Source organism: Allobosea sp. GW821-FHT12C12, from assembly GCF_058807355.1.
In genome coordinates this window covers 1-13,678 of the sequence record NZ_JBXAQP010000008.1, presented here as the reverse complement: position 1 = coordinate 13,678, position 13,678 = coordinate 1, and the positions used below count along the sequence as shown (strand labels likewise).

The 13,678-nt window shown below is 61.7% G+C and carries 11 protein-coding genes and 2 pseudogenes; 3 read left to right on the top strand and 10 right to left on the bottom strand.

Annotated elements, in window-relative coordinates:
• Positions 1 to 3 precede the first annotated feature (3 nt).
• A complete protein-coding gene (locus AC1RRW_RS12825; RefSeq protein WP_492901157.1) occupies positions 4 to 1,986 on the top strand; it encodes a conjugal transfer protein TraG in 1,983 nt (660 codons plus the stop codon).
• A 4-nt stretch (positions 1,987 to 1,990) separates the two neighbouring features.
• Entirely contained in the window at positions 1,991 to 2,419 is a 429-nt protein-coding gene (locus AC1RRW_RS12820) for a ribbon-helix-helix protein, CopG family (RefSeq protein ID WP_492901156.1), read from the top strand.
• 173 nt (positions 2,420 to 2,592) lie between these two features.
• On the opposite strand, the pseudogene AC1RRW_RS12815 reads toward AC1RRW_RS12820, so the two are convergent.
• From AC1RRW_RS12815 to AC1RRW_RS12770, 10 genes and pseudogenes are all read right to left on the bottom strand, one after another.
• A pseudogene (locus AC1RRW_RS12815) lies at positions 2,593 to 3,111 on the bottom strand (LysR substrate-binding domain-containing protein); the annotation flags it as partial.
• Positions 3,112 to 3,157: 46 nt separating this feature from the next.
• A complete protein-coding gene (locus AC1RRW_RS12810) occupies positions 3,158 to 4,261 on the bottom strand; it encodes a mandelate racemase/muconate lactonizing enzyme family protein (RefSeq protein ID WP_492901155.1) in 1,104 nt (367 codons plus the stop codon).
• An 86-nt stretch (positions 4,262 to 4,347) separates the two neighbouring features.
• The gene (locus AC1RRW_RS12805) at positions 4,348 to 5,331 is read right to left on the bottom strand and encodes a dipeptidase (RefSeq protein WP_492901154.1); all 984 of its coding nucleotides are present in this window, start codon (positions 5,329 to 5,331) and stop codon (positions 4,348 to 4,350) included.
• A gap of 17 nt (positions 5,332 to 5,348) precedes the next feature.
• Positions 5,349 to 6,611, bottom strand: a complete 1,263-nt coding sequence (locus tag AC1RRW_RS12800) for an MFS transporter (RefSeq protein ID WP_492901153.1) — start codon at positions 6,609 to 6,611, stop codon at positions 5,349 to 5,351.
• A 67-nt stretch (positions 6,612 to 6,678) separates the two neighbouring features.
• A complete protein-coding gene (locus tag AC1RRW_RS12795) occupies positions 6,679 to 7,698 on the bottom strand; it encodes a membrane dipeptidase (protein ID WP_492901152.1) in 1,020 nt (339 codons plus the stop codon).
• 97 nt (positions 7,699 to 7,795) lie between these two features.
• Positions 7,796 to 8,587 (bottom strand): ABC transporter permease, encoded by a 792-nt coding sequence (locus AC1RRW_RS12790; RefSeq protein WP_492901151.1) that lies wholly within the window; start codon positions 8,585 to 8,587, stop codon positions 7,796 to 7,798.
• On the bottom strand, positions 8,584 to 9,345 hold the full coding sequence (locus tag AC1RRW_RS12785) for an ABC transporter permease (protein WP_492901150.1): 762 nt from the start codon (positions 9,343 to 9,345) through the stop codon (positions 8,584 to 8,586). The genes AC1RRW_RS12790 and AC1RRW_RS12785 overlap by 4 nt, the downstream gene beginning before the upstream one ends.
• 65 nt (positions 9,346 to 9,410) lie before the next feature.
• The gene (locus AC1RRW_RS12780) at positions 9,411 to 10,544 is read right to left on the bottom strand and encodes an ABC transporter ATP-binding protein (RefSeq protein WP_492901149.1); all 1,134 of its coding nucleotides are present in this window, start codon (positions 10,542 to 10,544) and stop codon (positions 9,411 to 9,413) included.
• Positions 10,545 to 10,605: 61 nt separating this feature from the next.
• A complete protein-coding gene (locus AC1RRW_RS12775; RefSeq protein WP_492901148.1) occupies positions 10,606 to 11,646 on the bottom strand; it encodes an ABC transporter substrate-binding protein in 1,041 nt (346 codons plus the stop codon).
• A gap of 408 nt (positions 11,647 to 12,054) precedes the next feature.
• Positions 12,055 to 12,975, bottom strand: coding sequence for a LysR family transcriptional regulator (locus AC1RRW_RS12770; protein WP_492901147.1), 921 nt, complete (start codon positions 12,973 to 12,975; stop codon positions 12,055 to 12,057).
• 539 nt (positions 12,976 to 13,514) lie between these two features.
• Between AC1RRW_RS12770 and AC1RRW_RS12765 the strand changes: the two are divergent.
• Positions 13,515 to 13,678 (top strand): annotated as a pseudogene (locus AC1RRW_RS12765) (P-type conjugative transfer ATPase TrbB); the annotation flags it as partial.

Sequence of the window (13,678 nt, the reverse complement as noted above, 5' to 3'; positions counted from 1 at the left end):
GCCATGTCCGCGACCAAAATCCTCTGGGGGCAGATTCTCGTCGTCAGCCTCATCGTGCTCGCCACCACCTGGGGCGCCACGCAATATGTCGCCTGGCAGCTCGGGTTTCAGGGGCAGCTCGGAGCGCCCTGGTTCAAGCTCGCCGATATGTCCATCTACTATCCGCCGGCCTTCTTCTGGTGGTGGTATTTCTACGACGCCTATGCGCCCGACATTTTCATGCGGGGCGGGTTCATCGCCGCATCGGGTGGCTTCATCGCGATCGTCGTCGCGATCACCATGTCGGTCTGGCGCGCCCGAGAGGCCAAGAACGTCGCTACCTACGGCTCGGCACGATGGGCCGAGAAGAAGGAGGCGGCGGCGGCGGGCCTGCTCGGCGCCGACGGCGTGGTGCTCGGGCGGCTGGAACAGGATTATCTGCGCCATGACGGGCCGGAGCATGTCCTGTGCTTCGCGCCGACGCGCTCGGGCAAGGGCGTCGGCTTGGTCGTGCCCTCGTTGTTGACCTGGCCGGGCTCGGCGATCGTCCACGACATCAAGGGCGAGAACTGGCAGCTCACCGCAGGCTTCCGCGCTCGGCACGGTCGCGTGCTGCTGTTCGATCCGACCAATCCAAAGTCCGCTGCCTACAATCCCTTGCTTGAGGTCCGGCGCGGCGACTGGGAGGTCCGCGACGTGCAGAACGTCGCCGATGTCCTGGTCGATCCCGAAGGCTCGCTCGACAAGCGCAACCATTGGGAAAAGACCAGCCACTCGCTTCTCGTCGGCGCGATCCTGCACGTCCTCTATGCCGAGGAGAACAAGACGCTGGCCGGCGTCGCAGCCTTCCTCTCCGATCCGAAACGGTCGATCGAGGCGACGCTCTCCGCGATGATGGCGACGAACCATCTCGGCGAAGCCGGTCCTCACCCGGTCGTCGCCTCGACCGCACGCGATCTCTTCAACAAGTCCGACAACGAGCGCTCCGGCGTGCTCTCGACCGCCATGTCCTTCCTCGGCCTCTACCGTGATCCGGTCGTCGCGGAGGTGACCAGCCGCTGCGACTGGCGCATCGCCGATCTCACGACGGAGGCAAAGCCGGCCACGCTCTACATGGTCGTACCGCCCTCGGACATCTCGCGGACCAAGCCGCTGATCCGCCTCGTCCTCAACCAGATCGGCCGGCGTCTCACCGAGGATCTGCACGCCAAGGAGCGCAAACACCGCATCCTGATGATGCTCGACGAGTTTCCGGCGCTCGGCCGTCTCGACTTTTTCGAGAGCGCGCTGGCGTTCATGGCCGGCTACGGCATCAAGAGCTTCCTCATCGCTCAGTCGCTCAACCAGATCGAAAAAGCCTACGGCGCCAACAATTCGATCCTCGACAATTGCCATGTCCGCGTCAGCTTCGCGACCAATGACGAGCGCACCGCCAAGCGCGTCTCGGATGCACTGGGCACCGCGACCGAGATGAAGGCGATGAAGAACTATGCAGGCCACCGGCTCTCGCCCTGGCTCGGCCACCTGATGGTCTCGCGCTCGGAAACCGCCCGGCCGCTGCTCACCCCGGGCGAGATCATGCAGCTCCCGCCGACCGACGAGATCGTCATGGCCGCCGGCACGCCGCCGGTGCGGGCGAAAAAGGTCCGCTATTACGAGGATATCCGGTTTCGCGAGCGTGTGTTGCCATCGCCCGATCCGCAGAAATCCGGACGGACCCGTCATACCGATGGCTGGTCGACGCTCCAGCCGCAGAAGCCCGATCCTGCGTTGATAGCGGCCCACAAACCCGACAAGGCCAATGCCGGCCTGCGTCGCGAACCCGAGCTTCCCGACCACGTCTCGATCGTCAAGGAAACGACCGATCCGCGGCCGGCCGAGGAGTTCACACGCATTCTCGACGACGAGCCGGAGGATGTCGCGCGTCAGCGCCAGGCACTGCGCCGTCAGATGACCGGCATCGCCCGCCAGGTCTCACTCGACCCTGGCGACGGCATGGAGCTCTGAGACCATGCGTGACCGTCTAAACCTCACTTTGCCCGTCGAGCTTATCGGGCGCATCAACGAGCTTGCCGATCGCAAGAAGCTGCCGAGGTCCGCGATCGTCGAGGCGGCTGTCAATTCGTTCCTCTCACCCGACCATGCCGATGCGCGGGAAGCTGCCTTCGCACGCCGGCTCGACCGGCTGTCCAGGCAAATCCAGCGGATGGAGCGCGATCTTGGCGTCACCGCCGAAACACTGGCGCTCTATGTGCGCTTCTGGCTCTCGACGACACCGCCCGTGCCGCCGGACGCCCAGGCTGCCGCACAGGCCAAAGGCCGCGAGCGGTTCGACGGTTTCGTGGAAATGCTCGGCAAGCGGCTGCAGAAGGGGCAGAGCTTTCTGCGCGAGATCCCCGATGACGTTTCCGTCACCACCCCGACTGAGGAGGCCGGGTGATCACCTCGCCTCGCTGGCACATTCCGTGCGCAACAATCGCGTGGGCCGCCGCAGGAGCCGCAATCCGATACGCCGTGGTGACGATCTGGACTATTTCGACTCCGGACAGGGCGCCAAAAGGACGTCAGGAAAGAGATGAATACTGCCGGCCTTGCGCCTTACAAGAGATTCGCTCAAGCGCCCTCCTCATGCCCGAGCGCATCGATCAACAGCGTGACGAGACGCGCTGCGGGGGAAGCCTGAGGCCAGATCAACCCGATCTCGCGCTGCAGCGGTGCGCCGGGCAGCGGCAGTCGCTCGACGGTCAAGCCTTGTGGCCAGGGTGGTGCCCAGTCCGGAAGGATAGATACGCCAAGCCCGTTGCTGACCATGATCGCGATGGCATCAAGCTGATCAAGTTCGAGCCATTCCTGCGGAGCAATGCCCTCCCTGCGCAGCCATCCATCCGCAAGCCGGCCGCCCCAGTTGTTGCGGTCGTAGCGAATGAAGGGACGTGTCAGCAGCAACTCTCGCGGCTTCATGCCGGCCGCCTCGGAGGGAGCCAACAGCATCATCGGTTCAGCCCTGATCAATCGCCAGCTCAACGTCTTCGGGAGCGCGAAAGGCGGGTGGACGAGCAAGGCCGCGTCGATCCTCCGCGCATCGAGAAAATGGTAGAGATCGCTCGACGTTCCGGGCAGGACGAAGACCTCAAGATTAGGGACCGTGGCCGCCTCCGACGTTGGCCCGCATGAAACATCATGAAAATGTGGCTAGCGGCGCACCCAGGAAGCTTCTGTCGATGGTAATTCCCAACCCGTCGTCCTTCGGGGCTGATCCCATTCCATTCGCGGACCTGGGCTCATACCCAGCCACATGCTCATTCGTCCAATCATTGAAAAAGGACGCGTGCATCAATCCTTCGGGCGTCGAACTCGCGGCAACATGAGCGACTGCGGCAGAGATGATGTCCCCTCCCCACATGTCCTCGACGCAGAAATTCATGCCCAGACCCTGAGCCTGGTTTCTCATCGAGACCGCGGCGCTGATCCCGCCGACGCGTCCGAGCTTGATATTGATCGATCCGGACTTGACCTCGTATTTCGCACGATAGAGGTCGGCCGAACTCACTACGCTTTCGTCCATCACGAGGGGTAGCGCCGTCATCGATCTGACGATCGCGCAATCGGCGATGTCCCGACAGGGCTGTTCGACGTAGATGTCCAGGTCCGCCATCAAGCGAACTGCGATGATCGCGGATTGAAGATTCCAGCCTCCGTTCGAGTCGGCGATCACGATCATGTCGTCATCGGCGGCGTTCATCACGCAGCGGCTGCGGGCGGCGTCGTCGTAGGGGTCGTTTCCGACCTTCAGCTGGAAGCGACGGATCCCGGCCTTGCCGCGGGCCGAGACATAATCGGCCATCTGCTCCGGAGATGCCAGCGGCACGGCTTCGTAGAGTGGGAACCGCTCCTGTTGAACGCCGCCCAGCAGAGCCGCCACGGGCAGGCCGAGCTTGCGCCCGAAGATATCCCAGCAGGCGATGTCGACCGCACTCTTCGCATTGGCTTGGCCCAGCAGTACGCCGTTCATGATGCGGTTGATCAGCGTCGTATTGCAGGGGTCCTGGCCGATGAGATGAGGGGCCAGCTCCTGGATGGATGCACGCGTGCTTCCGTGGAACGTCGGGAGATAGGTGCCGGAAAGCGTCGCGGTCTCTCCCCAGCCTTCGATCCCCTCATCCGTCACGATACGGACCACGGTGGAATCCTGATGGGTCGCGGCGCGCCCGCCGGACATCACGTATTCCCCGTGGGCGTAGGAGAGCTTGTAGCCATACATCTCAATGGCTTGGATCTTCATCGTATCCTCCGCTGTTCGAATTGTGAGATGGGAAAGCGCTTCGCCGGGGTTCGGCCGCCCAAGCGCGCTCGCTCGGGCCGGATGCCTCATGAAGGGCGGAAATCGGATCGCAGGGATCCAGGACGCCATGTGTCGCCGTAGAGCCTGAGCCAGTTCAATCCGAGGAACTTCTCGATCTGCCTCTCGCAAAAGATCCGCGGCAGCAGTCGAACCAGGTCATCGAGGTGCGAGAACTGACTGAAGCCCGTCAGCACCGGCAGGTTCGTGTAATCGATCTGGCTGTTGCCGTGGCCTTTGCGGCGCGCCGTGAACTCGTAGAACTGGCGGGATTGACCAGGCGTCATGTCCGATCCCAATGCAACGTGGTCTTCTCCGACGACGTTGAAAATGTGCTCGACGGCATCGAGGTAGTCGGTCAGATTCGATTCCGCGCGGCGTGGAAGGAAGTTCGGCAGGGAAGAGACGCCGACGACGCCGCCCTTCTCCGCCAGGAACCTCATCTGTTCGTCGGTCTTGTTGCGAGGGTCGCTCATCAGCGCTCGCGCGCCGGCATGCGTGAAGCAGACCGGCGACGTCGAATGCTTGATGATGTCGGCGCCGGTCTTGTCACCGCTATGCGTGAGATCGAGGGTGATCCCCGCCTCGTTGCACTGGGCGACGACCTCGTGACCATATTGGCTGAGACCGCCATCGAGCGGCTCATAGCAGCCGGAGCCGCATGAGTTGGCCACGTTGAAGCAGGGCGAGAGGACCCTTAGGCCCAGCTCGTGGAACAGCGCGACATTGTTCAGGTTCTCGCCGAGAGCATCGGCATTCTGCCATCCCAGAACAATGCCAATCCTGCCTGCTTCGCGGGCCTTCTCGATGTCGTGAACGGTTCTCACGAGCAGCGCGTCGTCGGAGCTCTTCAACAGCGCTTTCAGGTCCGCGATCTTGTGAAGCGCCTGCTCGGCACCATCCCAAATCGATGTGATGTAGACCGTCGCCGTGAGACCGCTGTCACGCATGTCCCGCAGCGCGCTGCCGTTCATCGCGGGAATGGTGATCCCGTCTATCATCAGGGGACGCATGCACCGGCTCATCCGCGTCAAGCCATCTTGGTCTTGGCGGTTTCGGGCAGGGTGTAGATGTAGAACAGCGTCAGGATGGCTGCCGCGCTGACATAGGCGAGCGGTGCCAGAGGCGTCTGGAAGGTTTCAGAGAGCCAGAGCGCGACGAAGGGCGTGAACCCGCCGAAAATCGTGGCGGACAGAGTGTAGCCCAGGGCCATCCCGATACCGCGCTGGCCGGTCGGAAACAGCTCCGAGACCGTGGCGGGCGCCGGTCCGGCATAGGCGGCGAGCAGAACCGCAAAGAGCAGGATCACCCAGAAATAGGCCTGCAGCGACGGCTGGGCGACGAGCATGGAGAAGACGGGGTAGCAGAGGAGGCCGAAGCCTACGCAGCTCAGCATGAGCATCGGTCTGCGACCGAACCTGTCGGAGAGGTATCCGGCAATAGGAACCGCCATCACGTAGATGGCCAGCGTCAGCGTATTGATCCAGAATGCGGCCGAGCTGTCGATTTTCAGCGTCCGCTGCGCGAAGGTCGGCATGTAGGTCAGGATCAAGTAGAACGCGATCGACCAGAAGCCGCTGAACAGGAAGGCGCGCGTGGCCAGGCGGAACAGGTTCGGGGCCGGTTCGGCCTTCGCGCTCTCCGCCTTCACGAAGAGTGGCGTCTCGTCGACCTTCGCACGAAGGATGTAGCCGAGCGGACCGACGATGGCGCCGATGAGAAACGGGACGCGCCAGCCCCATTCCGACATCTGCTGCGTGGTCAGCGCGGAGGACAGGATCGCGGTGGTGAACGAGCCGAGCAGGAAGCCGAGCCCGCTCCCCATCTGATGGAAGCTGCCGACCAGGCCGCGGCGGTTCGACGGCGCCCATTCAACCAGGAACACGATCGCGCCGGCCACCTCGCCTCCGGCGGCGAGACCCTGCAGGAGCCGCGCCAGGACGAGCAAAACGGGCGCCAACAAGCCGATCGACGAATAGGTCGGCATGAGGCCGATCAGGACCGTCGCGATCGCCATGAGAATGTAGCTGCCGCTCAGTGCGACTTTCCGGCCCCTCTTGTCAGCCAGCCGTCCGAATACGAAACTTCCCAAAGGCCGTGCGACAAAGCCGACACCGAACGTGGCGAGCGATGTCAGCAGGGAGGTCGTGGGATTGCTGGACGGGAAGAAGTTCGCCCCGATATAGACCGCCACATAGGCGTAGACCGCAAAGTCATACCATTCGAGGACGTGCCCCACCATTCCGGCGAGGATCGCTTTTCTCCGCTTCTTGCTGAGCTCGTCGTTGTCCATCGTGATCCCCTTTTTTCTGCTTTTGATGCAGGGCGGGCTCGTCGTCCCGCTCCCTTCCGGCCCTGGATCAGGCGTGCCAGACGTTCCGGAAGACGCGGATGAGGTTTTCGCCCAGGATCTTCTTGATATCGGCGGAGCTGAAGCCGCCGCGGTCCAGCGCTTCGGCGAGCGCGACCGTCTGCTGCGGCGTCTCGATGCCGGTGGCGAGCTGGATCGGCGGCTTCGGCCAGGTCGCGGGATCGAAGATTCCGCTGCTGACGAGCTCGTCATAGTTCTCCATCTGGGCTTCGACGGAGGTGTGAGGGGTATGGCCCCAATAATGGTCGAGCCCCACCGAGATGTGGTCGACGCCAACTTCGTCCGCGATGAACTTGGCATGGGCCATCAGGTCGTCGACCGTCGATTTGCGCCCGGCCTTGATGAAGTACTCGCATCCGTTGAGACCGATCGTTCCGCCCGTTGCAGCGACGGCCCGGACCTGCTCCCGATTGATGTTCCGCTTGGACGGATAGACGTCCGAAATGTTGGAATGCGAGAAGATCACCGGCTTCGAAGAGTGCTCGATGGCCTCCATGGTCGTCCTGAATCCTGTGTGAGACAGGTCCACGACGATTCCGACGCGGTTCATTTCGGCGATGGCGCTGCGGCCGAATGCGGAGAGCCCGGCATCCGTCTCCACCGTGCAGCCATCGCCGACGAAGTTGCGCCGATTGTAGGTCAGCTGAATGACGCGGACGCCGAGGGCATGGAAGACCGAAAGCCTCCGGAGATCCTGGCCGATAGCGACGGAATTCTGAAAGTGGAAGAGAATGCCGACATGGCCGCTTCTCTTGCAGCTTTCGATGTCCTCGACCGTTCGGACGAGCCTGATCAAGCTGCTATATCGATCGAACCAGCCGTACCACTGGGTGATATTGTTGACGGTCGCGGAAAAATCCTCCTCGAGAGCCACGGTCGCACCGACGACGGTGACTCCGCCATCCTTGAAGCCCTGGAAAGTCTTGGGCGTGTCCGGCCGGTCCGCGGCAAGCAACGGCGCCACCAGGTCGATCACCACGCTGTCCTGGAAGAGCTTTTGAATCGACATGTCGTTCTCCTGTAAGGTCGTGTCTGTGCGGGAATTCGGGCGGCGCGCAGCGGCCGGAGGGCCTGCGGCCCCGCCGAATGGTTTCAGGCGCGCGAGCTCAGTAGATGCGCTTGTCGAGGCCGCCCAGTTTCTGCGTTGCGAGTAGCGCTATGAGACTGATCGCCAAGAGCATCACCGACACCGCCGCGAAGGTCGGGTCGGAGCGCTGCTGGAGATATCCGTAGAGCTGGATGGGCAAGGTGACGGTGGAGGGCGTCGACAGCAGCAGCGTCAGTGGCAGCTCGTCGAACGATATGATGAAGCCGAAAATCGCTCCGGAAAAAACGCTCGGCAGGATCACCGGCAGGACCACGCGCCTCACCGCTCTCACGGGGCTTGACCCCAGAGAGACCGCCGCCTCCTCGACCGTCCGCTCGAAATTCGAGAGCGCGGCCGTCACGGACTGGATCACGAACGGCGTGGTGATGACGACGTGGCCGAGAAGAAGGCTGGAATAGGTGCCGAGCCAGCCCAACTTGGTCAGGATCATCATCCCTCCCAAACCGGTGATGAGGGTCGGGACCAGCAGCGGGGCGAGGAGAACTGAGTTGACCGCCGACCGGAACGGAATCCTGCCCCGCACCATGGCGAAGGCGGCCATCGTGCCGAGGACGGCGGAGATCGCCGTCGCGGCGAGCGAAAGCCGAAGGCTGTTCAGGAACGGTCCCAGGAACAGATCGCTCTCGCGAAAGACCGCGGCGTACCAGTCGAGCGTCAGGCTCGTGGGCGGAAAGGTGATGTACGCATTCGGATAGAATGAATACAGGATGATGACCAAGGTCGGCAGCGCCATGAAGAGTAGCACCAGCCAGACGAACGAAATATATGCCGCCTTGTAGAGTTTCGTCATTGCGGCACCTGCGGGGCTCTGCCCTTCAGAACGACATGGTAGAAGTGGACCAGCACCAGCGTGGTCACGAGCAGGATGATCGCGCCGGCGGCCGCAGCCGGGATGTCATAATTCACGACCGCCTCTCGATAGATCATCGTCGCCATGACAGGGGTCTGCACTCCGCCCAGGAGAGCGGGGGTGACGAAGGCGCTGACGGCCAGCGCGAAGACCAGCAGCGATCCCGACACGATACCTGGAACGCTCATCGGCAGGACCACCCGCCGGAACGCCCCGAACGGCGAACTGCCCAACGAAATGGCCGCGCTCTCGAGGTTCGGATCGATCCCGTTCAACGTCCCGAGCAGTGTCAGGATCATGAACGGCAGCAGGATATGCGTGAGGCCGATGAAAATCCCCGCGTCTTTGAAGAGCAGCTTGACCGGCTCAAAGCCGAGCGACTGGAGCAGCAGGTTCAGAAAGCCGCCGTCACTGATGATGATCATCCACCCGAACGTCCGGACGATCGCGCTCGTGATCAACGGAAAGAACACGATGGCCTGGACGACGGTCCGCAGCCGGCTGGTCATCCGGCTCAGGAAATAAGCGACCGGATATCCGAGCGCCAGAACGGCCGCGGTGACCCCGACGCCGAGAACCAGAGTCCTGAACGCGATCGTGGCGAAATACGGATCAGTGAAGAAGGCGATGTAGCGGAAGAACCGGCTATCCGACACATCTGGCGCGGGCTCCAGCGACACGGCCAGGATATAGAGCATCGGAACGGCGAAGCATGCCGTCATTGCAATGCCGGCCGGCAAGATCGGCCAAGTTCTGGCCCTCGTCATTGCGGGCTCTCGCCCAGGAATTTCCAGGCTGGGCCTTCCCAAGTCACTTGGACTCGGGTTCCGACTTCGGCCGCCACATCGCTATCGGAGGGGACGTCGGCGGAAATGCTGTGGCCATTATCCAGCGTCACTTCGTAGAACGTCGTCGAACCGCGATAGTCCTTGTCGACGACCGTACCGACGAGGCCGTGGGCGGCAGACCCCTCGGCGGCAAGACGGAGCCTTTCGGGCCGGACGATCAGAGATCCCGTCGTCCCGACCTGCTCCCCCTCGTGGTCCAGCGCGATCCGAAACTCGGAGTTGTCCAGGCGGCATTGCAGACGCCCGGACTTGGTTTCGACCTCGACCGCGGGAAGCACGTTACAGGCGCCGACGAAGTCGGCGACAAAAGGCGTTGCCGGACTGTCGTAGATCTCGCGGGGCGATCCCACCTGCTCGACGACGCCGTGGTTCATCACCACGACCGTATCGGCCGTGCTGAGCGCTTCGTCCTGGTCGTGCGTGACCATCAGCGTCGTGACGTTCAACCGCTTCTGAAGCTGCCTGATCTCGCGACGGACGGAATCCCGAAGTTTCGCGTCGAGATTGCTCAAGGGCTCATCGAGCAGAAGCAAGCTGGGATTGATCACCAGCGCGCGCGCCAAGGCGACGCGTTGCTGCTGGCCGCCGCTGAGTTCCTTCGGGCGCCGGGTATGAAGATGCCCGAGGCCCACCATTTCAAGTGCCTCTTCGACCCGGCGCTTGATCTCGCTGGAAGAGACGCGACGCTCCTGCAAGCCATACGCGACGTTCTCGAAGACGGTCATCAGCGGAAACAGCGCATAGTTCTGAAAGACCAGGCCGATATTGCGCTTGTGGGCGGGTACGCCGGTCAGCGGCTGTCCCTCCAGTGAGATGTCCCCCGCGGTCGGCTCGACCAGACCAGCGATCATCCGCAGCATCGTCGTCTTGCCGCACCCGCTCGGTCCGAGGAGAGCAATGAACTCCCCGCGCCTCACTGACAGATCAACATTCTTGACCGAGGCGTCCTTGGCTCCCGGATACCTCTTCTCGATACCGGACAGGCGCAGTGACACAGGGGCCTTTGACCCAAGGTCGCTCGAAGCAGGGGTGAGTGAGAGATTGGCCACGCGAATTCCTTCCACGTTCCGGGCTTCGGTCGCGCACCAAGCTCTCGGTCTGCAGGCGGGATTACTTCTGGCCGATCAGCGGCACGATTTCCCGCTGGAAGCGCTGTCCCCATCGCACGCGGTTCTCGACGATCGTGCCCCAGTCGAGGTGCTTGAGTCGCGCAACCTGCTCCTCGCCGTAGGGAACCGTCTTGGCGACATCGTCGGGAAGCTTCACGCTCTTGCGAACGGGGCCGTAACCGATGCCTCTGGCAAAGCCGTCGGCAGCTTCGTCCGAAATGTAGAGATTTAGAAAGAGCGCGGCGTCTTTCGAGTATTTGCCCTTCAGCGGAGCGACAACGCTGAGATAGGCAACTTGCCCTTCTTTAAGATCAGCCGCGGCGACCGGAATCCCGGCGGCCTGGGTAGACGGAACACGTCCCGAAAACCAGGGAGCAATCCATGCTCCTCCCATCTGGAAAAGCTGGGCGGCGTGCGAGGAGCTTTCGTAAACGGCTGACACAGAAGGCGTGAGCTCCTTCAGCTTCGCAAATCCCGGATCGATTTTCTTTTCATCACCGCCGTTGGCCTTTGCGGCCATGACCAGGAGATCGATGCCGTATGCATTTGGAATGCTGGGGATGATCACATGTCCCTTCAGCTCGGGACGCCACAGATCGGACCAGGACGTGATCGGTCGTTTGATCTTGTCGGTGTTATAGACGAGCGTCACGCCGCCGATCCCGATCGCCATTCCGTGGGTCAGCTTGGCGAAGGGATACAAGTCTGCGCTGTTCGGGATATCGTCGAAGTTCACCTTGTCGAAAACATCCTGTTTCAGCATGAATTCGTAACTGTCGAGCCCGACCGTAACGAGATCATACTGTGGGTTGTTCTTCTGGGCGACGAGTGTACTGACGAGAGATTCAGCTTGCGGACGAATGACAACTTCGCGGCCGGTGATCTCCGTGAACTTTTTTGCGACGCGATCGCGGGTAACCTCATCAGTAGGGCCGCCAAAGCTCAGGACGATAAACGGGTCTTTCGACTGTGCCGTGGCACCGGAGGTCAGAGCGAAAGCCGACAAGCCGGTCGCCAGCGCCATTCCGATAAAAGACTTCATGTCTATTCCCCTTTTTTAGTTGATGCGATGCAAGCGCACGCAGGCAACCGCGTTCGCTCCACGACCGCGTTGGGTGCAGGCGGATTTGGCAGGCCAATCACAGAGCTCGAAGCACCGGAGCTTTCGCTCGTCTCGGCGCGCTCGCAGCCCCTCAGCTCAAGCCCGCCGAGGGTGCCTCGATCAACGATGCCGCAGAGACACGCGCCCTAACAATTGGGCGGACGCTTTACACGTACCGGCAGGCGATCACGATAAAAGATTTTGGGGGTGCGACCCGGTTGGCTGATCGCGCCGGCAAGCATCGATGGAGCGTTCGCTGTGCTTCAGTGGTCAAGTTCCCCTCCCAGGGCGCCCTGTCCGAACTCGTTTCATGAAGTACAGCACCATGGAGAGAAGCGATCAAACGCTTTATATTTTGGCTTCTTGATAAAGGATTTTTATAGGAAAAGTCGGCTTGAGGCTCCTGAGGAACATTCCGGCAGTGTGAGCGAACTGCTCCGCGACGCCCGATCCGGGCCCTCTCATATAGGAGGCCACATACCTGACATCGGGGAATCGAAAGGAAACATCCAATTCGATCAAATGGCCGCTCTCTATGTCCTCCATGATCACGCATGGAGGGAGGGTTCCGATCCCCAGGCCACGCTTGACGAGCTGAATATTCATATGGAGCGAGCCGATCGGGCTCAGCCGGAGCGGGACGCCGGACGTGCTCACCTCGTTTGACAGATCCTGGAAGATCTGCGTGAGTCTCTCGAATGTATAGATATCGTACCCTACGAGATCGATTAGATTTAGCTTTCGCCCATGTATATTGAGCTGGGGAGACGCAAAGAAACTGAAAGGGCAGTCACAGAGCAGCGTGTTTTGCACGCCCACATCAGAGAGCGGGCCAACCAGGATGGCTACATCGATCTGGCGCGTAAGGAGGTCCTCACGAAGGCGATAGGATGACCCGATACGCAACTCGACAACCACATCCGGATTGCTCTCCCTGAGTTCCACCAGAAAATCCAGGAACCAGGAGATCGCCATACTGTCGGCGACACCAATTCGCAGTGTCCCGGAGAACTTACCGGATCTCGCAGCCGCAAGGTATTGCGCTTCAATTTGCAGGAGCTGTTCTGCGACTTGAAGAAAAGACCGACCTTCGCGTGTCAACGCAACCCGGTGCCCGGACCGATCGAACAGGATGACTCCGAGTGCTCGTTCCAACGCTGCGATGCGGGCAGAGACAGCGGGTTGAGTTGCGTTAAGCCGTTCGGCTGCTTGAGCAAACGTCCCAAGGGTGGCTACCAGGTGAAAACTCTTGATCTGGGCAAAATTCATGGACCAGCTTTCCCTGCGCTCCAGAATGGCGGCGAAGCGCGGATCGGTAAACTCTCGATACAATGTGATCTGGACCGAGAGAGGAAAGCCAGATGTGCCTACCACCCGGACTGACGTTGGAGAGTGCGATGACGGATGTCGTTCAGGTCTTGTCTCGCCTCCCGAGGGGTAGCGCAGGTAGCTAGTCCTTGGGCAGACGATTGAATCCTTGGAATTCAAGCACGAATGTCGCCAGCCGCACGAACTCCTGGCTAACCTCCTTCTAGATATGGTCCCGTTCTCGGCCCGGCGTTGCACATCGGGGAGGAACGGTCCGGATGCGCCGTCTTCAGGTTAGGTCCTCCGTCGAGCAGGCCGCTCCGCAAGGCATCCAGGCACACTCGGGATGCAAAATGACGGCAGCACCGCCGTTCTCCTGTATTTGCGCGCTACGCTACGACGACCCTCGAATCTTGTTGAACGGGTCTGATTCCGGACCCTTTTAGTCTCCCCCATCCGGGGAGCTGAGGTTCGCGTCCCCGTTGTCGATGGGGGACGAGATGACCGCTCACCGCCACAGACCCGAAGCGCTTCAGCGGGGCGCGCGCATGCTGCGCACGGCGCTTGGCCCCGCCATTGCCCGGCTTCTGGAAGACCCGGCCGTCGTCGAGGTGATGCTGAATCCGGATGGTCGCATCTGGGTCGACCGTCTGTCCGAGGGACT

Coding starts and splice junctions, on each gene's coding strand:
- AC1RRW_RS12800 (WP_492901153.1), bottom strand. CDS start 6,611: ATGGACAACGACGAGCTCAGCAAGAAGCGGAGAAAAGCGATCCTCGCC.
- AC1RRW_RS12775 (WP_492901148.1), bottom strand. CDS start 11,646: ATGAAGTCTTTTATCGGAATGGCGCTGGCGACCGGCTTGTCGGCTTTC.
- AC1RRW_RS12825 (WP_492901157.1), top strand. CDS start 4: ATGTCCGCGACCAAAATCCTCTGGGGGCAGATTCTCGTCGTCAGCCTC.
- AC1RRW_RS12770 (WP_492901147.1), bottom strand. CDS start 12,975: ATGAATTTTGCCCAGATCAAGAGTTTTCACCTGGTAGCCACCCTTGGG.
- AC1RRW_RS12785 (WP_492901150.1), bottom strand. CDS start 9,345: ATGCTCTATATCCTGGCCGTGTCGCTGGAGCCCGCGCCAGATGTGTCG.
- AC1RRW_RS12820 (WP_492901156.1), top strand. CDS start 1,991: ATGCGTGACCGTCTAAACCTCACTTTGCCCGTCGAGCTTATCGGGCGC.
- AC1RRW_RS12810 (WP_492901155.1), bottom strand. CDS start 4,261: ATGAAGATCCAAGCCATTGAGATGTATGGCTACAAGCTCTCCTACGCC.
- AC1RRW_RS12795 (WP_492901152.1), bottom strand. CDS start 7,698: ATGTCGATTCAAAAGCTCTTCCAGGACAGCGTGGTGATCGACCTGGTG.
- AC1RRW_RS12805 (WP_492901154.1), bottom strand. CDS start 5,331: ATGCGTCCCCTGATGATAGACGGGATCACCATTCCCGCGATGAACGGC.
- AC1RRW_RS12790 (WP_492901151.1), bottom strand. CDS start 8,587: ATGACGAAACTCTACAAGGCGGCATATATTTCGTTCGTCTGGCTGGTG.